This is a genomic window from Pseudomonas sp. MH10 (genome assembly GCF_034353045.1).
Classification (GTDB): Bacteria; Pseudomonadota; Gammaproteobacteria; order Pseudomonadales; family Pseudomonadaceae; genus Aquipseudomonas.
Window position 1 is genome coordinate 31588 of sequence record NZ_CP133783.1, and the last position, 19166, is coordinate 50753.

21 protein-coding genes are annotated in these 19166 nt (G+C 56.9%); 10 read left to right on the forward strand and 11 right to left on the reverse strand.

Annotated elements, in window-relative coordinates:
- Window positions 1-63 precede the first annotated feature (63 nt).
- From RHM59_RS00135 to minC, 4 genes are all read right to left on the reverse strand, one after another.
- Complete coding sequence (locus tag RHM59_RS00135) at window positions 64-699, reverse strand: RluA family pseudouridine synthase (RefSeq protein WP_322168237.1); 636 nt, start codon at window positions 697-699, stop codon at window positions 64-66.
- Between the two features lie 95 nt (window positions 700-794).
- Window positions 795-1049, reverse strand: a complete 255-nt coding sequence (gene minE / locus RHM59_RS00140) for a cell division topological specificity factor MinE (RefSeq protein WP_322168238.1) — start codon at window positions 1047-1049, stop codon at window positions 795-797.
- Window positions 1046-1861 carry a septum site-determining protein MinD gene (gene minD / locus RHM59_RS00145; RefSeq protein WP_322168239.1) on the reverse strand — a complete coding sequence of 272 codons (816 nt, stop codon included), beginning with the start codon at window positions 1859-1861 and terminating at the stop codon, window positions 1046-1048. The genes minE and minD overlap by 4 nt, the downstream gene beginning before the upstream one ends.
- Window positions 1862-2062: 201 nt before the next feature.
- Entirely contained in the window at window positions 2063-2803 is a 741-nt protein-coding gene (gene minC, locus RHM59_RS00150; protein ID WP_322168240.1) for a septum site-determining protein MinC, read from the reverse strand.
- A gap of 118 nt (window positions 2804-2921) precedes the next feature.
- On the opposite strand from minC, the gene RHM59_RS00155 reads away from it, so the two are divergent.
- On the forward strand, window positions 2922-3869 hold the full coding sequence (locus RHM59_RS00155; RefSeq protein WP_322168241.1) for a lipid A biosynthesis lauroyl acyltransferase: 948 nt from the start codon (window positions 2922-2924) through the stop codon (window positions 3867-3869).
- A gap of 10 nt (window positions 3870-3879) precedes the next feature.
- Entirely contained in the window at window positions 3880-5100 is a 1221-nt protein-coding gene (locus tag RHM59_RS00160) for a patatin-like phospholipase family protein (protein WP_322168242.1), read from the forward strand.
- Between the two features lie 153 nt (window positions 5101-5253).
- Here RHM59_RS00160 and RHM59_RS00165 read toward each other — a convergent pair whose 3' ends face one another.
- The 3 genes from RHM59_RS00165 to RHM59_RS00175 all read right to left on the reverse strand — a co-directional run bounded on the left by RHM59_RS00165 (window position 5254) and on the right by RHM59_RS00175 (window position 8437).
- Window positions 5254-6108: a pirin family protein gene (locus RHM59_RS00165; protein WP_322285695.1), complete on the reverse strand. Its 855-nt coding sequence runs from the start codon at window positions 6106-6108 to the stop codon at window positions 5254-5256.
- Window positions 6109-6342: 234 nt separating this feature from the next.
- On the reverse strand, window positions 6343-7146 hold the full coding sequence (locus RHM59_RS00170; protein WP_322168245.1) for a VacJ family lipoprotein: 804 nt from the start codon (window positions 7144-7146) through the stop codon (window positions 6343-6345).
- Window positions 7139-8437 carry a serine/threonine protein kinase gene (locus tag RHM59_RS00175; protein ID WP_322168246.1) on the reverse strand — a complete coding sequence of 433 codons (1299 nt, stop codon included), beginning with the start codon at window positions 8435-8437 and terminating at the stop codon, window positions 7139-7141. Before RHM59_RS00175 ends, RHM59_RS00170 begins: the two co-directional genes overlap by 8 nt.
- Window positions 8438-8672: 235 nt before the next feature.
- On the opposite strand from RHM59_RS00175, the gene RHM59_RS00180 reads away from it, so the two are divergent.
- Complete coding sequence (locus RHM59_RS00180) at window positions 8673-9047, forward strand: hypothetical protein (protein WP_322285696.1); 375 nt, start codon at window positions 8673-8675, stop codon at window positions 9045-9047.
- A gap of 745 nt (window positions 9048-9792) precedes the next feature.
- On the opposite strand, the gene RHM59_RS00185 is transcribed toward RHM59_RS00180, so the two are convergent.
- Window positions 9793-11346 (reverse strand): glycosyl hydrolase family 17 protein, encoded by a 1554-nt coding sequence (locus RHM59_RS00185; protein ID WP_322285697.1) that lies wholly within the window; start codon window positions 11344-11346, stop codon window positions 9793-9795.
- 379 nt (window positions 11347-11725) lie between these two features.
- Here RHM59_RS00185 and RHM59_RS00190 point away from each other — a divergent pair, with 379 nt between their 5' ends.
- From RHM59_RS00190 to RHM59_RS00200, 3 genes are all read left to right on the forward strand, one after another.
- The gene (locus RHM59_RS00190) at window positions 11726-12580 is read left to right on the forward strand and encodes a glycine betaine ABC transporter substrate-binding protein (RefSeq protein WP_322168249.1); all 855 of its coding nucleotides are present in this window, start codon (window positions 11726-11728) and stop codon (window positions 12578-12580) included.
- Between the two features lie 248 nt (window positions 12581-12828).
- The gene (locus RHM59_RS00195; protein WP_322168250.1) at window positions 12829-13140 is read left to right on the forward strand and encodes a DUF485 domain-containing protein; all 312 of its coding nucleotides are present in this window, start codon (window positions 12829-12831) and stop codon (window positions 13138-13140) included.
- Window positions 13137-14795, forward strand: a complete 1659-nt coding sequence (locus tag RHM59_RS00200; RefSeq protein ID WP_322168251.1) for a cation acetate symporter — start codon at window positions 13137-13139, stop codon at window positions 14793-14795. The genes RHM59_RS00195 and RHM59_RS00200 overlap by 4 nt, the downstream gene beginning before the upstream one ends.
- Window positions 14796-14880: 85 nt before the next feature.
- On the opposite strand, the gene RHM59_RS00205 is transcribed toward RHM59_RS00200, so the two are convergent.
- Window positions 14881-15039 carry a DUF3309 family protein gene (locus RHM59_RS00205; RefSeq protein WP_322168252.1) on the reverse strand — a complete coding sequence of 53 codons (159 nt, stop codon included), beginning with the start codon at window positions 15037-15039 and terminating at the stop codon, window positions 14881-14883.
- Between the two features lie 151 nt (window positions 15040-15190).
- On the opposite strand from RHM59_RS00205, the gene RHM59_RS00210 reads away from it, so the two are divergent.
- The 4 genes from RHM59_RS00210 (at window position 15191) to csrA (ending at window position 17591) form a co-directional block, all read left to right on the forward strand.
- Complete coding sequence (locus RHM59_RS00210; RefSeq protein ID WP_322285698.1) at window positions 15191-15568, forward strand: DUF2784 domain-containing protein; 378 nt, start codon at window positions 15191-15193, stop codon at window positions 15566-15568.
- Between the two features lie 106 nt (window positions 15569-15674).
- Entirely contained in the window at window positions 15675-16475 is an 801-nt protein-coding gene (locus RHM59_RS00215; protein WP_322168254.1) for an SDR family oxidoreductase, read from the forward strand.
- Between the two features lie 405 nt (window positions 16476-16880).
- Entirely contained in the window at window positions 16881-17213 is a 333-nt protein-coding gene (locus RHM59_RS00220; protein ID WP_322168255.1) for a YnfA family protein, read from the forward strand.
- A gap of 177 nt (window positions 17214-17390) precedes the next feature.
- Entirely contained in the window at window positions 17391-17591 is a 201-nt protein-coding gene (gene csrA, locus RHM59_RS00225) for a carbon storage regulator CsrA (protein ID WP_322168256.1), read from the forward strand.
- Between the two features lie 2 nt (window positions 17592-17593).
- Here csrA and RHM59_RS00230 read toward each other — a convergent pair whose 3' ends face one another.
- The gene (locus tag RHM59_RS00230) at window positions 17594-17821 is read right to left on the reverse strand and encodes a YheU family protein (RefSeq protein ID WP_297844929.1); all 228 of its coding nucleotides are present in this window, start codon (window positions 17819-17821) and stop codon (window positions 17594-17596) included.
- 110 nt (window positions 17822-17931) lie between these two features.
- Window positions 17932-19128 (reverse strand): osmoprotectant NAGGN system M42 family peptidase, encoded by a 1197-nt coding sequence (locus RHM59_RS00235; RefSeq protein ID WP_322285699.1) that lies wholly within the window; start codon window positions 19126-19128, stop codon window positions 17932-17934.
- Between the last annotated feature and the right edge of the window lie 38 nt (window positions 19129-19166).

Below are 19166 nucleotides of genomic sequence, written 5' to 3' on the forward strand. Positions count from 1 at the left end.
CTCCCACCGGTCGCGGTTAACCCTGTGGGAGCAGGCCTGCGAAGGTCGCGAAACAGTTTCAACTTAAAACGGCGCAGGGCACTCAAAACGCAACCGCTCGCTGGTTTGCGGATGGGTGAAGCTCAGCATGCTGGCGTGCAGGCACAGGCGCGGGAAGGCCGCCAATGCTTGGGGGTGCGCGTACAAACCATCGCCCAACAGGGGATGACCGATGGACAGCATGTGTACCCGCAACTGATGTGAACGGCCGGTAATCGGTGTCAATTCCACGCGGCAGTAATCGCCGCAGCGTTCAAGCACTTTCCAGAACGTCAGCGCGTGTTTGCCGAATTCATGATCAACCACATGCCGGGGTTTGGTCGGTGGGTCGTAACGCAACGGCAAATCGATGCTGCCGCTGTCCAATTCCGGTTGGCCCCAGCACAGCGCGGTGTAAGCCTTTTCCGTTTCACGGTCATGAAACTGCCGCGACAGTTCGCGATGGGTATCCGGGTCCCGTGCCAACAGAATGATGCCCGAGGTTTCCCAATCCAGACGATGGACGATGCGGGCTTCGGGGTAACCGTTTTCCTGCAAGCGAGTAATCAGGCAATCCTTGTTGTCATCGGCACGGCCGGGGACGGAAAGCAGCAGGGTCGGCTTATCGACCACCAGAACGCCGGCGTCCTGATGAATGATGCGGATGTTCGACAACGGCATGTGCAACAAACCTCGAAGCGCTAGAAACGCCAACGGCGGTAGCGCGCACCAACTGAATCAAAGGGTGCGCGCTACCGCCGTGGGCAACTGCTTGATCAACGATCGGGCAGGGTGATATTGAGTTCCAGAATCGAACAGCTGCCCTGGCTTTCCAGGGCGACGTGCACTTGGTCGGACTCGATGTTGACGTACTTGCGAATCACTTCCACCAACTCTTTTTGCAGCGCGGGCAGATAGTCCGGTGTGCTACGTTGGCCGCGTTCATGCGCCACGATGATCTGTAGACGCTCTTTCGCTACCGAAGCAGTGCTTTCTTTTTTACGGTCACGAAAGAAGTCAAAAATATTCATTCACGACCTCCAAAGACCCGCTGGAACCATCCTTTTTTCTGCGCATCGATAAACCGATGAGCCACTTCTTTGCCGAGTAAACGGTCCACGGCATCGCTGTACGCCTGACCGGCGTCGCTCTGGTCATCGAGAATGACCGGAATGCCCTGGTTGGAGGCCTTCAGCACCGCTTGCGACTCAGGAATCACGCCCAGCAAACGAATGGCGAGGATTTCTTCAACGTCTTCAACGCCGAGCATTTCACCTTTGGTGACGCGCTCAGGGTTGTAACGGGTCAGCAGCAAGTGCTCTTTGATCGGGTCTTCGCCTTTCTCGGCACGACGGGACTTGCTAGCCAACAGGCCAAGCATGCGGTCCGAGTCACGTACCGACGACACTTCCGGGTTGGTCACGACAATGGCTTCATCGGCGAAATACATCGCCAGGTGTGCGCCTTTTTCGATGCCCGCCGGGGAATCGCAGACCACGTATTCAAACGTGTCTTTCAATTCCATCAGGATTTTCTCAACACCTTCTTGGGTCAGCGCGTCTTTATCGCGCGTCTGGCTAGCGGCCAACACGTAAAGATTTTCCAGGCGTTTGTCTTTGATCAGGGCCTGGGTCAGTGTCGCTTCGCCGTTTACCACGTTGACGAAGTCGTACACCACGCGGCGTTCACAGCCCATGATCAAATCGAGGTTACGCAAGCCGACGTCGAAGTCGACAATCACTGTTCTGTGGCCGCGCAATGCGAGACCGGTACCGATAGCGGCGCTGGTGGTGGTCTTACCCACACCACCCTTGCCGGATGTAACCACGAGAATCTTGGCCAAGGTGTTTCACCCCTAGAGGAAAAAGGACAGTTAGTCCCTGAAGGGCATCCCTTTGAAACGGCAACCACCGAGCAATGCTGGAAATCGTGAAGCCTGAATCAGGTTTAACGGGCAGATAATCCTGGTTTTTCTCGATTTCCGACGACATTTGCTACGATTTTGCAACGAATCAGAGATGCTTTAAAAAAGCGGCAGTATCCGTTAAAGACGGGTGATGTTCAACACGTCACCGGACAGGCTGACCTGTACCCCGGCACCCCACAGAGGATCTCTGCGCAGGTCTTCGGAAACCTTGTATTGCCCAGCGATGGAAACCAGTTCAGCGCCCAGTTGCTGGCAAAAAATGCGTGCTTTGGTGTCACCCTTGATTCCGGCCAGCGCTCTTCCGCGCATTGGGCCATACACATGGATGTTGCCATCGGCCAGAAGTTCCGCGCCGGGACTGACCGAGGCGATGACCACCAGGTCGCAGCCCTGAGCGTAAATCTGCTGGCCGCCGCGCACGGGCGAGGTAATGATCTTGGTCGGTTTGATCGTCGGCTCAGGCGGTTTTTCCGGTTTTTTCTTCGCCGCTTCACCGTCCGCAGGCTCTAGCTGGCGCTCCCGTGCGCCTGACGGTGGCAGTACCGGCAGATCGATGGCAATTGCCGCGGCGATGTCTTCAATGCGATTGGCGCGAATCGCCAAGGTGCGCAAGCCGTGTTGACGGCAGACGCGCATCAGGCCGGGCAAGTCCACTGCGCCTTCACCGGCCGGTAGCTTGTCCAGCGCCAGCACCAGCGGCGTATTGCTGAAAAAATTGGGGGCCAGGGCGACCTTTGCCGCCAGTTGGCGATCAAGGGCTTCGAGGTTGTTTCGGGCCAGCTCAAGCACCGTGATGGCAAGCATGCTGCCCTTCAACTGGAACACTGGATCCTGGTCTTGCAATTCGATTTGGCTCATGGTCGGCATAAAGCAGCTTGTCGCTAAAAGTGCCGAGACTTATAACGAGAACGCCCGCAGGCCGCAAGCCAAGCTGAACAATGTAGAATGCGCGGCCACTGTCTTGACGGAAGCTTTAATGGACCGCCCGCGATTTCGAGCTCACTTTCTTCATCCACGCTTTTGGCCGCTTTGGGCGGGCCTGGGCTTGCTCTGGCTGGTCGTTCAGTTACCCTTTCGAGTGCTTGTGGCAATTGGCCGGGTGCTGGGGCTGGTGATGTACCGGTTTGCCGACGACCGTCGACGCATTGCCGGGCGCAACCTCGAGTTGTGTTTTGCGCACCTTTCATCCGACGAACGTAAGCATCTACTCAAAGAAAATTTCGCCTCCACCGGCGTCGCTTTCTTCGAAATGGCCATGAGTTGGTGGTGGTCCCCTCAACGATTGGCCAAGCTGGCGCACATCGAAGGTCTGCAGCACCTCAAGCAAGCGCAGTTGGACGGTCAGGGCGTGATCCTCATGGCGTTGCATTTCACCACGCTTGAAATCGGCGCGGCGTTGTTAGGCCAGAAGCACACCATCGATGGCATGTACCGCGAGCACGACAACCCGCTGTTTGATTACATCCAGCGCCGTGGTCGTGAGCGCCACAACCTTGATTCCCTCGCGGTAGAGCGCGAAGACGTGCGCGGCATGTTCAAAGTCCTGCGCGCTGGGCACGCCATCTGGTATGCACCGGATCAGGACTACGGCGCCAAACAAAGTGTGTTTGTGCCGTTCTTTGGCATTCCGGCGGCGACGGTCACGGCCACCAGCAAGTTCGCCAAACTGGGCCGCGCGCGGGTAATTCCGTTTACTCAGCAGCGTCTGGACGACGGCAGCGGTTATCGGCTGGTGATTCACCCGCCGTTTAGCAATTTCCCCGGCGAAAGTGACGAGGTCGATTGTTTGCGGATCAACCAGTTTGTCGAGCGCGCGGTACTTGAGTGTCCGGCCCAATACCTGTGGGCCCATCGACGCTTTAAAAGCCGACCACCGGGGGAGCCGAAGCTGTATAAGAGGCGGGATCTTCAAAAGAAAGGTTAATCAATAAAAAATGCCGACCGCCGCCGCAGAACAAATCATCACCCACACTGGCGAGTTAGTCGGTGGCGTTGCTGTCAGTAGCGCGGCAGAGCCCATCACCGGGCTCATCCTTTCGGGCGGCGGCGCGCGGGCGGCCTATCAGGTTGGTGTCCTTGCCGGAATCGCCGAGTTGCTGCCTGCGGGCGCACCCAATCCCTTTCCGGTGATCGTGGGCACGTCGGCAGGCGCCATTAACGCGGTCAAACTGGCGAGCGGCGCGGCACATTTCTGTACCGCGATTCATCAACTGGTCGACTTTTGGCAAGGCTTTCGCAGCCATCAAGTGCTGCGCAGCGATTGGGCTGGAGTGATTCGGCAGGCCGGTCGCTTCGTCGGTCACAGCTTGTTAGGCGTGGGTTCGCAAGTTCCGGTGGCGTTGCTTAACAGCTCGCCGCTGCGTGATCTACTCAGCTCGCGGCTGGACCTTGACGGGATTGATCGCGCCATTGCCGCCAAGCATTTGCGCGCCGTGGCAGTGACCGCTTTCGGTTACGAGTCGGGGCAGGCGGTGACGTTTTATCAGGGCAAAGGCACGATTGATTCGTGGCTGCGTCATCGCCGGATCGGCTTGCCGACCCAATTGACGGTGGATCACCTGCTCGCCAGTTCCGCGATTCCTCTGCTGTTTGCACCGGTCAAAATCGAGCAGGAATTTTTTGGCGACGGTGCCGTGCGGCAATCCGCGCCGATCAGTCCGGCGCTGCACTTGGGGGCCAATCGGGTATTGGTGGTGGGGGTCAGCGGCAATCCGCGTGGCGTTGAAACCAATAATCCGCTGCAACGGGTGATGGTCGGCGCGCAACCGACCCTTGCGCAGATCGGCGGGCACATGCTCAACAGCACGTTCATCGACAGTCTCGAAAGTGATATCGAGCTGCTGGAGCGGCTTAACATGTTGAGCCATATGTTGCCGGGAGAACAGCCGGTACGCACCCTGGGCCTGGCGCCGGTGGAGGTGTTGGTAATCTCGCCGAGTCAGCCCATTGATGAGATCGCCGCCCGTCATCGCCATGAACTCCCTCCCGCGCTGAGGATGTTTCTGCGCGGGCCTGGCGCGACAAAAACCAGTGGCGCCGGGGTGCTCAGTTATTTGCTATTCGAGGCGGGTTATTGCAGCGAATTGATCGAACTGGGCCGCCGCGATGCCCTGGCTCAGAGTGATCAACTGAAGCAATTTTTGCGGTTGGGGTGAGGCTTCGCCGGTACCTGCGAAACCTGTGCAGCCTGTGAGAGCGAATTTATTCGGGAAGCGGGCGGCGCGGTCTGTCTGAAAGACCGCGTTGTTGCATTCGCGAATGAATTCGCTCCCACAGAGTCTGCACAGAATCCATATTTTTTGAGCGAATTAAGCCGTCAGCTTGTCATCGCGAAAATCCCGCAATGCCTGTTCGATCTCTTCCCGGGTGTTCATCACAAACGGACCGTACTGCACGATAGGCTCACGCAGCGGCTTGCCGGCAATCAACAACACCTTCGCACCCGACGCACTGTGCAGCTGCACAGCGCCGTCCTCGGACAATCTGGCCATCCGACCGGCACCAATCGCTTGCGGCTGGCCCGCCAGCTCAACAGTGCCTTCATACACGTATAGAAACACCCGGTGGCCGTTCGGTATGTGTGGACTGACGCCGGTGCCTGCAGGCAGGTGCAGGTCGAAATAAAACGGCTCGGTGTCCGGCCGTTGCACCGCACCGGCCTGTTGCACCTGACCGTCGTCGAAGGTGCCGGCCATCACCGTCACATTGACGCCCGCTTCAGTGGCCAACCTGGGCACGTTTTCCGGCTGTATATCCTGGTAGCTGGCAGGGCCAAGCTTGGTCTTGCCGGGCAAATTGACCCACAGCTGAAAACCACGCATCGTGCCTTCTTCCTGTTCCGGCATCTCGCTGTGGATAATCCCGCGCGCGGCGGTCATCCACTGTACGCCACCGCCTTGCAGCAGCCCGACGTTGCCCATGTGGTCTTCATGGCGCATACGGCCTTCGATCATGTAGGTCACAGTTTCAAAGCCACGGTGCAGGTGCGACGGGAAGCCGGCGATGTAGTCGTCCGGTGTGTCCGAGCCAAATTCATCCAGCATCAGAAACGGATCAAACAACTCCGCGCTCTGCCCGCCGAACACCCGGGTCAACTTTACGCCAGCACCGTCGGAAGTCTGCTGGCCGGTATGAATTGCCAACACGTTGCGAAATTGAGTCATTGCGGCAACTCCTGATCAAGTGGGAATGGCCGCCATGCTATGCCGAACGGGCTGATCAATGGATGGGTTTTTTGCGGGGTGTCGATCGGATTTGTCGATGGATTGGGTAGCACCTTCGCCAATAATATCTGGAGCCAACGTGTTGGCGAGGGTTCATCACGGCTTGCCCCGGGAACGCCCTCGCCAACAAGTAGGCGCCTACAGAAAGGGTGCGAAGAAGTTATCCACAGGCTGTTACTCAGCTATCTGCAACTTGCGCGCTTCGGTGTACACATAACGCACTTTCTCGTATTCGAACGGCGAGTTCAGCGATCCGTAACGGAAGGTGGTGATGTAGCGCTTGTCGATGGCGCGCAGTAGGTAGATTTCCGGGTGGTTTTCACTGACCTGTGACACGTTCAGGAAGTTGATCTGCGATTCGGCGGTGAAGTCAAACACCAGACCACCGGTGTCACGCAAGTTCGATGGGCCTAGCAGTGGCAGTACCAGGTACGGGCCATCCGGGACGCCATAGAAGCCCAAAGTCTGACCGAAGTCTTCGCTTTGGCGGGGCAGGCCCATCGACGTGGCAGGGTCCCACAGCCCGGCAACCCCGAGGGTGGTGTTGAGCAGCAGGCGTCCGGTGGTTTGCAGCGAGCGCTTGCCCTTGAATTGGAACAGGCTGTTCAGCAAGTTGGAAATGTCACCCAAGTTGCCGAAGAAATTGCTCACGCCGGTGCGTAAGAAGCTTGGGGTGACGTATTTATAGCCATTCACCACCGGCAGGAACACCCACTCATCAAAGCGATAATTGAAGTGGTAAACCCTACGGTTCCACGACTCGATGGGGTCGTACACGTTGAGTGCGTTTAAGGTGGCGCGCTCAAACTCGCGCTGGTCCAAACCAGGGTTGAACTTGAGTGATTTCAACGGCTCGGTAAAACCGTCCGGGTCAGAAGCTCTGGCAACCGTCGCAGGGTGCGCGGCCGGAGTGACATCTGCCGCATGAGCAACGCCTGCGCAGAGCAGGGCAGCGATTAACAAAAGACGTTTAGCCACGGAAGAACTCCAGCATGGCGTCGCTGTTGACGCGGTAATTAAGGTTGCCGCAATGGCCGCCGTACGGGTAAAGGGTCAAACGGTCGCCGAAGGTCTTGCGCAAGAAACCGAGGTCGCCAGCACCCAGAATCAAGTCGTCAGCATTGGACATGACCGCTATTTTCGGGCTGTTGTGCAGGTAATCCTTGAGCGCATAGAGGCTCACTTGATTCACCAGTTGCAACAAGCTGCCGCCGTCGGTCCGAGCGCGCCACATTGGGATCACCTGGTTGGTCAGGTAGCAGTCGAAATCACATTGCAGCGCACGCTTGAGAAACGGCGTCAGGCTGGTGCCTTCGGTGATCGGGTACTTGGGCGGCGTAATCAGCCCGCGACGGTTGATCAGGTCAGAGGTGAAGGCGATGTCGGCTGCCGAGAAGCGAAACGAGGTGCCGATCAGCATTGCCATCTGTTCATTGGTCAAATGCTGCTTGGATTGCTGGAAGTCGAACAGCAGCGCGTCGTTAAGGTCGATGTAGCCTTTCTGTTTGAAGTAACGGGTCAGCTTGCCCAGTACCAGTTCATAGAACGTGGTGCTGTTGTTGATGCCTTTGACTTCGGTCTGCACCAGTTTGTCGAGGTTGCTGATCGAGGTGTAAAGGTTCACGGGCGGGTTGAGCAGCAGCACGCGCTTGAAGTTGAAGCTGTGACGGGTTTCATCCAAGTGGCTGACGAACGCCGCGTCCAGCGCGCCCAGGCTGTAACCGGTCAGGTAATAATCGGTGACCTGCAAGTCCGACTGTTGCGCGCGGACCGCTTGCATGACCCGGTACAGGTCCTCGGCGTCATCTGCGGTTACCCCTGGGGTCGCGAATCGTGAGGCGGCGCTCATGAAGTCGTAACTGGTCGGCGACGACAACTGCACGACGTTATAGCCAGCGCCGTAATACAGCTTCTTCAGGAATTCGTTGATGGTGCTGGTGTAAGGCGCGCCCGTGCCCGCGATCAAAAAAATCAGGGGGGCAGGGTGGTTTTGTTTCGCCAAGCGGTAACGCAATTTTTTTACTGCCCAGAAGTTATCCGGCAGGGTGAATTCACGCTCAGGACGCAGGTTGAGCGTGTAGTCCGACTGATTGATGTCTGCATCGGCCGGAAGTTTCGGCTGCAGGTCCAGTGGGGTTGAGGCGATTGTCGCTTCAAACGGGTTCGTCAAAGGGTAGCCATAGGTGGCAGGGTCGATATCGACCGCCAAGGCAGACGCACTTAAAACGAGGCCACCTATAAAGGCAGCGAAGCGCTGATAACGGGGCATGACGAAATCCCTTAGGAAAGTGCAGGATGAGATACGCAGGCTATGACCACGGGTGTAGTGCCAAAGTGCCGCACTTGCAAGGAAACGCCCAATAAATAAGTCGCGACGATACACGGTCCCCCTGCGATAAACAGTACGCGTGGTCTTAAACTTGACTCAGTGTCTTGCATACCGGCGTTGGGCGATTATGCTGGGCGCCGTTTGGCGTTCGTTCGTTGGTTTTCTGGAGTACTGCATGTCCCGCCGTTTACCGCTGATTGTGCTGCTTATTGTTCTGCCACTGTGGTTTGCCGCTAGCTATGGCGTGCGTTTTTCGTTGATGGAAGATGCGCGCTGGGTGGGTATTTGCGCCAATGAGGCGTTGGATTGGCAGTGCCAGGCGCGGTCCAGTATCGGGCTGATGATCCACTTCGGCACCATGGCCTGGGCGACGCTGATTATTTCGATCATCGCGTTCTGCGTGCCGGGTCGTGCGGGCTGGGCGTTGGCGGTGCTGGCGATGCTGTGTGGCATTCCAGCGCTGGTGCTCTACAGTGCCGGCCTTGCGGTATTCGGGGTGGTGATTGCGGGGCTGCGGTTGGTTCGGGCCGGTCGAACCAAGCCTCGGTAGAGGAGCATCGCCCGAGAAATCGGTGGGAGCAGGCTTGCCTGCGAAGAGGCCCGTCATCGCGCCGCTGATGTCGACCTGAAACCTGGGTTGCCTGCAAGGACGCTTTCGTTGGCACGCCATCTCCCACAGAAGCTTCGGCAGGCACGGACCTGTAGGCACTGAATATCTGATCGCTGCCATCGGCAGCGCCCGCAAAAATTCTCAAACCCCAGACAGCACTGAGCGGAGCCTGGGCTCCCCTCTAATCGTATTGCGTGCTCTATTTTTATTATTCTAGGGCGGCCTGTTATTGTTGTTGGCGACCAATCCCTTACTGCTGTTCGTGTGATCCCCATTCAGGATCAAGAGCAAACGTATTTTTTTGAGCGCTGTCCTGCTTTCATCACTTGCGTGATCCAACCAGTTCGGGAGCTACCTGACGGTAGTTTTATTGTTCTCTGCCCGGTTGTGGGATCGAAACCCCAATAAAGCATTTCCACTCCAAAAAAATCTGTTAGCTACGCCTCTGTCCGTGTTGTTCTTGTTATGTCAGAGCCGATACGTATTGTTTTTATTGGGTGCTGCTGCGTTTCTTGTTTTTGTTATGCAGTAGAGTAGCAGAACCCGTGCCAACTTTATAAATTCCTTATAAATCAAAAGCTTGAAAAATTCAGATCAAAAGAGCCAACGAAAAAAATCAGATTTTGTTTCCGTGTTACCCGGTTAAGCACCGGCCGTTGTGGGGCCGGTAACACAATTTTCACACTCAGCGGTTACGCACACCTAGGCAGCGCCAGAGTGCGGCAGTGGTGAGCAGGCTAACCAGCGCCCAGCCCCAGGCTTGCTGGCTGAGTAACCCTTCCTGATATAACTGCGGGGCGATACCGGCACCGACGATAAAGGTCAGCAAGGCGATTTCTCTGCGCGGCACCGCCACCGGCCGGAACAAGTAGAACATCGCCGGAAGTAACAACGCTGGCGTTGGGAAGCTGCGGTAACGGGCGTCGAACACCAGTCCCAGCATCGTGACGGCGGCGACGAAACCGGTGGCGGCTACCCACCAACCGGCCCGGGTTTGGAACCACATAAACGCCCGTGCGCGCCATCCGTCTTTTGCCGACAGCGCCAACGCCGCGTGGGCCAGTACCACCAGGTTCAGGCCGACCAATGCCGCCGCCCAGACCCACTCGCCAGTGAAGCGTGAGGTGACCCGCGCCAATTCACCCCAGGTGCCGATAGAGCAGGCACCCAGCGCCGCCAATAATGGCAAGACCAGCGCCGAGCGGGTGGTCGATACACGTCCGGCCAGCGCCAGGGTCAAGACGAACAATAGGCCGCTGACCGACAGCCAGAACGGCCAGTACGCCAGGTTCGACACCGGACCGTCGAGCACGCCTTTTTCCTGGCGATCCGCATCGAACAAACCCCAATAACCACCGACTGCGCCTTCAGACGCCCGCTTCCAGGGTTGGTCGAAGGCTTCGATCAAGTTGTAATGCCAGCCCATCTGTTCAGCCATCGCGACGAAGCCGCGAATAAAGCGCGCTTCGTTAACCCGGCTTGGCACGGCGGCTTCACGTTGGCGGCCTTCGCTGGGCCAGCCGGTTTCACCAATCATGATGTCTTTGGGCGCGTAGTGTTTAGCGAAGGTCTCACGGATCTGCGCCACGTTCTTTAGCGCATCATCGATGCCGCTGGGGTTATCGTCCCAGTAAGGCAGCAGGTGGATGGTCACGAAATCCACCACCGGCGCCACTTCGGGGTATTGCAGCCAGAGGGCCCAAACGTCGGCGTAGGTCACCGGCTGCTTGATCTTGCTTTTGACCTCAAGGATAAGTTTGACCAGTTGCGCCCCGGTCACTTCCTTACGCAGCAACACTTCGTTACCCACGATCACCGACGTCACCACATCCGGATTGGCATTGGCCGAAGCGATCAAGGCGTTGATCTCCTTCGCCGTGTCCACTGGATTGGCGTTGACCCAAGCGCCGATCATCAGCTTCAGGCCATGTTTACGTGCCAACGCGGGGATGTCTTCGAGGCCCGTCATTGAGTAGGTACGAACGCATTGGAAGTCTTTGGCCAGCAGCGCAAGGTCGGCGTCCATCCGCTCCGGGCGCGGCGTGAACGGCTGATCGAAAGGCGATTGGTCTTTATCAAACGGGGTGTAAGACGCGCACTGCAATTTATGCGTAGGAGTGGCGGCGTCTGGCAGGATTACCGGCTTGCCCAGGCCATACCAAAAGACACACAGGGCAATCACGGCGAGGACGCAGGCGAATAGATAAGGTGCAGCGGGAAAACGTGAAATGGCAGGCATGATCGGGCCGAAATGGGGCGAAGGCCGGCATGGTACCTGTATTTATCCTGGGGCTGGCGAGACCTAGGCAATTGACGAAAGAGGGTCAATGGGAAAAGACATGCAAGGTTCGAGCGGACCCGGTCATTTATTTGCGTCGGTTTGTCGTTAGTAGCATGGTGATGTCGTTTCTCGCTGTCTTGAGGTCGCTGACAGAGCAGGAAGGTTCCCATCGCAGGTTGATTATCAGGGCGCCAGCACACTGCTACTCTCGCGAGCGGTGAACGGGTGAAGCGTGAAGGGGCGGCAGCGCTCCAAAACCGGGCATGAACAGCGGTCCCTTAAAAAAACGTTAAAGATGCCCGACACTCGTCGGGTGCAGCATTTTGGGGAAGTAACGATGAAGATGCGACTAATCCTTGGCGCAGGTGCTGCTCTGGCACTGGCGATCAGTTCCACGCTGGCCCTTGCAGACGCAAAACCCGAACTGTCGATCGGTTATGTTGACGGCTGGTCTGACAGCGTTGCAACCACTAACGTAGCCGCCCAAGTGATCGAGCAGAAGCTCGGTTACCCTGTCAAACTCCAGGCTGTTGCGACCGGGATCATGTGGCAAGGTGTTGCGACCGGTAAGCTTGACGCCATGCTCTCCGCTTGGCTGCCCGTGACCCACGGCGAATACTGGACCAAGAACAAAGACTTGGTGGTCGACTACGGTCCTAACTTCAAGGATGCAAAAATTGGCCTGATCGTGCCTGATTACGTGACCGCCAACAGCATTGCCGACTTGAAAACAGACACCAGCTTCAAAAATAAAATCGTCGGGATCGACGCCGGTTCAGGCGTGATGCTCAAAACCGATCAAGCAATCAAAGACTATGACTTGACCGGCTACAAACTGCAGGCCAGCTCTGGCGCCGCGATGATTTCCGAGCTGACCCGTGCGGAAAACAAGCATGAATCCATCGCCGTAACCGGTTGGGTTCCGCATTGGATGTTCGCCAAGTGGAAGTTGAAGTTCCTGGAAGATCCAAAGGGCGTTTATGGCGCCGCCGAGACGGTTGACAGCATCGGTAGCCTGGGCCTTGAGAAGAAAGCACCTGAAGTGGTCGCTTTCCTGAAAAAATTCCAATGGGCTTCCAAAGATGAAATTGGAGAAGTGATGCTCGCTATCCAAGACGGCGCCAAGCCTGAACAAGCTGCCAAGGACTGGGTTGCCAAGCACCCAGACCGTGTTGCTGCGTGGACCAAGTAATCGACTGCAACGTGTCTAGTTAGCACCTTTCAAGGCCATCTGACGTTATCGTCAGGTGGCCTTTTGCTTTCATTCTGAAATTCATCGCGTCGATTCCCTTCGCTTATCCTCCCAGACACTACGCTAAGTACAGGCGCTGACGACGTTCACGACAACTGCCGTTCTACTACTAAAGTCGTCTGGAGTGCGGGCTAGAGCACATTCAAAGTGCAATGCGTTACATCTCATCTGTGCTGAGGATAAAAATAATGAATGACAGCATTTACCTCTCGATTCAAAAAAGTCCGCTTTTCAAAGAGCTGGTTTCGAAAAGAGAACGTTTCGCCTGGATACTCTCGGCGATCATGCTTGGGCTTTACGCCGCCTTCATCTTTCTGATTGCTTATGGACCGCATGTACTCGGGGCAAAAATAAGCCCTGGCTCATCGATCACCTGGGGAATTCCCATCGGAGTGGGCCTGATACTTTCAGCGTTCATCCTGACCGGGATCTATATTTACCGTGCCAACGGTGAATTTGACGACCTGAACAAAGCAATTCTAAAGGAGGCTCAGCAATGATCCGGCGTCTACTAGCGGCCCTTGGCCTGGCAGTATTCGCACCGAGCCTGTGGGCGGCCGAGGCCATCTCCGGACCTGTGCAAAAACAACCCTTAAACGTATCGGCGATCGTTATGTTCGTCCTGTTCGTGGGTATCACCCTTTGCATTACTTACTGGGCGTCCAAGCGCACTAAGTCGGCAGCGGATTACTACTCAGCGGGCGGCAAAATCACCGGTTTGCAAAACGGCCTGGCGATTGCTGGCGACTACATGTCGGCGGCGTCCTTCCTGGGTATTTCCGCGTTGGTGTACACCTCCGGCTATGACGGCTTGATCTACTCGATCGGCTTCCTGGTGGGTTGGCCGATCATTCTGTTCCTGATCGCCGAACGCCTGCGTAACCTGGGCAAATACACCTTTGCTGATGTGGCGTCCTATCGCCTCAAGCAAAAAGAAATCCGCACCCTGTCCGCCTGCGGTTCGCTGGTGGTCGTGGCGTTCTACTTGATCGCGCAGATGGTTGGCGCTGGCAAGCTGATCCAGCTGCTGTTCGGTCTCGACTACTACGTAGCGGTGATCCTGGTCGGTATTCTGATGTGCATGTACGTACTCTTCGGCGGTATGTTGGCCACCACGTGGGTACAGATCATCAAGGCCGTGCTGCTGCTGTCTGGCGCAACGTTCATGGCGATCATGGTCATGAAACACGTCAACTTCGACTTCAACACCCTGTTCTCCGAGGCGGTCAAAGTTCACCCTAAAGGTGACGCGATCATGAGCCCAGGTGGACTGGTGAAAGATCCAGTCTCGGCGTTCTCGCTGGGCTTGGCATTGATGTTCGGTACCGCTGGCCTGCCACATGTGCTGATGCGCTTCTTCACCGTGAGCGACGCTAAAGAAGCGCGTAAATCGGTGCTCTACGCAACAGGCTTCATCGGTTACTTCTACATCCTGACCTTCATCATCGGCTTCGGCGCGATCCTGCTGGTTAGCACCAACCCAGTCTTCAAGGACGCTGCAGGCGCTCTGTTGGGTGGTAACAACATGGCCGCGATCCACTTGGCCGATGCGGTCGGTGGCAGCTTGTTCCTGGGCTTCATCTCGGCAGTGGCATTCGCCACCATCCTGGCAGTGGTTGCGGGTCTGACCCTGGCCGGTGCGTCGGCGGTGTCCCATGACCTGTATGCCAGCGTGATCAAAGAAGGCAAGGCGAACGAAAAGGATGAGATTCGGGTTTCCAAGATCACTACGCTGGTGTTGGCAGTCGTAGCGATCGGCCTGGGCATTCTCTTCGAAAACCAGAACATCGCGTTCATGGTTGGCTTGGCATTCTCCATCGCGGCAAGCTGTAACTTCCCGGTACTGCTGCTCTCCATGTACTGGAAAAACCTGACCACCCGTGGCGCCATGATCGGCGGCTGGATGGGCTTGATAACAGCGGTTGGCCTGATGATCCTCGGCCCAACCATCTGGGTGCAGATCCTGCACCACGCTACACCGATCTTCCCGTACGAATACCCGGCGCTGTTCTCCATCGCCGTGGCCTTCATCGGTATCTGGTTCTTCTCGATTACTGATAAATCGAAAGCAGCAGAGGGCGAACGTGCCTTGTTCCTCCCACAGTTTGTGCGCTCGCAGACTGGCCTGGGTGCAACCGGTGCGGTGGCTCACTAACACGCATTAAAGCCGCTACGAAAAAAGCAGCCCTAGGGCTGCTTTTTTTGTGCTTTCAATTCATCCTGGTTCTGACTCCGCAAGCTTAGATCCTGCCGAGCAAGACCAATATCAACAGGATGACCAGAACCGTACCGATGATGCCCGATGGCCCATATCCCCAGCTTCTGGAGTGTGGGAATACAGGCAGGCCGCCAACTAGCAGGAGGATCAGGATGATGATAAGAATAGTGCCGATGCCCATGATGAGTTCCTTCTTTTCTTTATGGATGGCTTCTACAGGTCGCACGCTGGACGCTTAATGCGTAAAGCATGTACTGCGTGACTATTCCGACTGTCGTCGTTTTATAAAAGTTCGTAGCACCTGAAGTAAAAACGTTAGAAGAGGGTGAAATATGCTTTATCGTCTGGCGGCAGACGCGGTAGTGGTTCTGCACCTTTTGTTCATTGCCTTTGTGGTGATCGGTGGAGTGCTGATTATTCGCTGGCGCTGGTTGATGGCATTACACCTTCCGGCGGTGGTGTGGGGCGCGGTTGTTGAATTCTTTCACCTGTATTGCCCGCTGACCCCTCTGGAAAACGCGTTGCGGTTACGGGCCGGTGAGCAGGGCTATAACGGCGACTTCATTGAGCATTACCTGATTCCACTGATCTACCCGGTAGGGCTCACGCCGCAGACTCAGTTATGGCTGGGCGCGGTCGTGGTGGTGATCAATGCAGCGGTTTATGTCGGGCTGTTAAGCGCCTGCCTGTCTCGGCGCAAAGCCTTATAACCCGTGGGTTTGCCCTTGGCATTCAGCATTCTGATGGTAGGGCGCGGCGGCGATAACCTTCGCTACACTGCGGCTCAACTTCCCCAGAATAACAAGGCAGTTCCCTATGCAAAATCGCATGATGATCACTGGCGCCGGGTCGGGTCTGGGCCGTGAAATCGCGTTGCGCTGGGCCCGCGAAGGCTGGCAATTGGCGTTGTCGGATGTCAGCGAGCCCGGCCTGCAAGAAACCCTGAAATTAGTGCGCGAGGCGGGTGGTGATGGGTTTGTTCAGCGCTGTGACGTGCGCGATTACAGCCAATTGACCGCCTTTGCTCAAGCCTGTGAAGAGAAGTTTGGCGGCATTGACGTCATCGTCAACAACGCCGGTGTGGCGTCTGGCGGGTTCTTTGCGGAGCTGTCGCTGGAAGATTGGGATTGGCAGATTGCAATCAACCTGATGGGCGTGGTCAAGGGCTGTAAGGCGTTCTTGCCGCTGCTGGAGTTGAGCAAAGGCAAAATCATCAACATCGCGTCTATGGCAGCGTTGATGCAAGGTCCGGCCATGAGCAACTACAACGTAGCCAAGGCCGGAGTCGTGGCGTTGTCGGAAAGCCTGCTGATCGAGTTGCGGCATCAGGACGTGAGTGTCCACGTGGTATGCCCGTCGTTTTTCCAGACCAATTTACTTGACTCGTTCCGTGGCCCGACCCCCGCGATGAAAACCCAAGTGGGCAAACTGCTGGAAAGCTCACCGATCAGTGCCAGCGATATTGCGGACTACATCTTCGAACAAGTAGCCAAAGGCGAGTTCATGATCCTGCCCCACGAACAAGGGCGCATGGCGTGGCAGCTGAAGCAGAAAAACCCACAGTTGATGTACAACGAAATGGCTTCGATGTCAGACAAAATGCGCGCGAAGTTGTAAAGCGGCGCTTAAGGACCCACGCCGCTGCACATCCCGTAGGAGTAGGCTTGCCTGGAAGAGGCCCGTCATCGCGTTTCGGATGTCGACTTGAAACCCAGGTAGCCTGCAATGATGCCTTCGTTGGCAGCCAACTCACACAGGGGTCTTCGGCAGGTCTGGAAGAGTAGGCACCGAACATTCATTACAGCCTTCGGCGACTCCTACAAAAGTGTGCATTGCCCGAGAAAACGGTGGGACCGAATTTATTCGGGAAGCAGACGACGCGGTTTTTCTGAAGCTCCTCGCCGTTGCCTTCCCGATATAGGTCCTGCACAGGCTGCACAGTGCATACGAAATCGCGCATTCCTTGCTCTGCCGTGCCCATCTCGCTAGGGTTACCGCCACTCATTCCTGCGAGTTCTCGCCGTGCTCAATTACCTTTGGTTTTTCCTCGCCGCGCTGTTCGAGATCGCCGGCTGCTATGCGTTCTGGATGTGGCTGCGGCTTGGCAAAAGTGTTTTGTGGGTTATTCCGGCGCTGGTCAGCTTGACGCTATTTGCCTTGCTGCTGACCCGGGTCGAGGCGACGTATGCCGGTCGGGCCTACGCTGCTTATGGCGGAATCTATATCGTTGCGTCGATTGGCTGGCTGGGGTTGATAGAGCGCATTCGGCCTCTCACGTCCGATTGGCTGGGCGCGGCGCTGTGTGTAATCGGCGCCGGCATCATCCTGTTCGGTCCGCGATTCTCACAATCGTAGGCGACCAAACCCGGCAGCACATGCGGACTTTTCCCATACCTTTACCTCAAAATAGGGCAATTCCGTAGGAACGGTCTGGCGCTGCCGAAGGGCGTTACTGATTTGCTTCTGACGGATTGAAGGGGGCAATCGGGCAGGGCAATCTGCTCTCTTTGTAACAAAAAGAGGGCAGGCAAAATGCTTGTATTGACGCGAGAAGTTGGTGAGACCTTCATCATCGGCAACAACATCACCGTGCAGATTCTGGCCGTGAACGGTAATCAGGTTCGTCTAGGAATCACTGCGCCCAAAGAAGTGAAGGTCAATCGTATGGAGGTGCATTACCGCATCTCCCGACGGCTGGCAGCGGAGAAATCATCACTGCCACCCACCCCATAACCTCAGTCGAGCCATTCTTTGGGTACGTCGCGCTTAAGCATCAACTGGCACTGCTCGCTTTCCGGCTCGAACACAATTACCGCCTGGCCTTTGCCAAGGGCGTGGCGCACCCGAAGTACCCGAGTTTCCAGCGGCGTTTCATCGCCGTTGTCGGTGCCGTCACGGGTGACGAAGTCCTCGATCAAGCGAGTAAGGGTGTCGGCTTCAAGTTGGTCGTAGGGGATCAGCATGGCGTTCTCACATGAATTCCCGGCGATGCTAACGCGCTTGGTACCGACAGGCTACAGCGGGTGAGGACCTTTCAGTCAAGACGGCGCCCAGTTTCGCGCCGCCCTACGGGTTAGGTCTCATCAGTCCTCTGCCCAACCAGGCTTTCCACCGCCGGCACGCGGGTATCAGATTCCATCTGCGCATCGTGTTCGATCTGATGGCTAAAGCGCTCCAGAGAACTTTTCGCCGGTTGCGCGTCGCTGGCAAACACCGGTGGGCTGAGGATGTACGCAGCTAACAACCGGCTCAATGCGTTGAGGCTGTCGATGTGCGTGCGTTCATAACCGTGGGTCGCATCGCAGCCAAAAGCGAGCAGCGCGGTGCGAATGTCATGCCCGGCCGTGACCGCTGAATGGGCGTCGCTGAAGTAATAGCGGAACACGTCCCGACGAATTGGCAGTTCGTTTTCGAGCCCCAGTTGCAGCAGGTGCCGGGACAAATGGTAATCGTACGGGCCGCCAGAATCCTGCATGGCCACGCTGACCGCGTGTTCATTGGAGTGTTGACCGGGCGCGACCGGGGCGATGTCGATACCGACGAATTCACTGACGTCCCACGGCAGCACGCCCGCTGCGCCGGTGCCGATTTCTTCGGTGATGGTGAACAACGGATGGCAATCGATAAGGGGTTCGGCGCCGCTGTCGACGATGGCCTTCAACGCAGTAAGCAGTGCCGCGACGCCGGCCTTGTCATCCAGATGACGAGCGCTGATGTGGCCGCTTTCGGTGAACTCTGGCAGCGGGTCAAAGGCCACAAAATCGCCAATGTTGACACCCAGCGACTCGCAGTCGGCGCGGGTTGCACTGTAAGCGTCCAGGCGTAATTCGACGTGGTCCCAGCTAATAGGCATTTCATCCACGGCGGTGTTGAACGCGTGACCAGAAGCCATCAACGGCAGGACGCTGCCGCGTATAACCCCGGTGTCGGTGAACACGCTGACGCGGCTGCCTTCGGCAAAACGACTGGACCAGCAGCCAATCGCCGCCAGCGAAAGACGTCCATTTTCCTGCACCGCCCGCACCGTTGCGCCAATAGTGTCCAAGTGCGCAGAGACGGCGCGGTCCGGGCTGTTTTGCTTGCCCTTCAAGGTGGCGCGAATGGTCCCACGCCGGGTCAGTTCGAACGGAATACCGAGGTCTTCCAGGCGCTCGGCGATGTAACGCACGATGGTGTCGGTGAATCCGGTGGGGCTGGGAATCGCGAGCATTTCCAGCAGGACTTTCTGCAGGTACTTCAGATCCGGTTCGGGGATGTTTGCAGGTGTCATGTGGTGGCTCCTAATACGAGACGACGTTGACGCAGCAA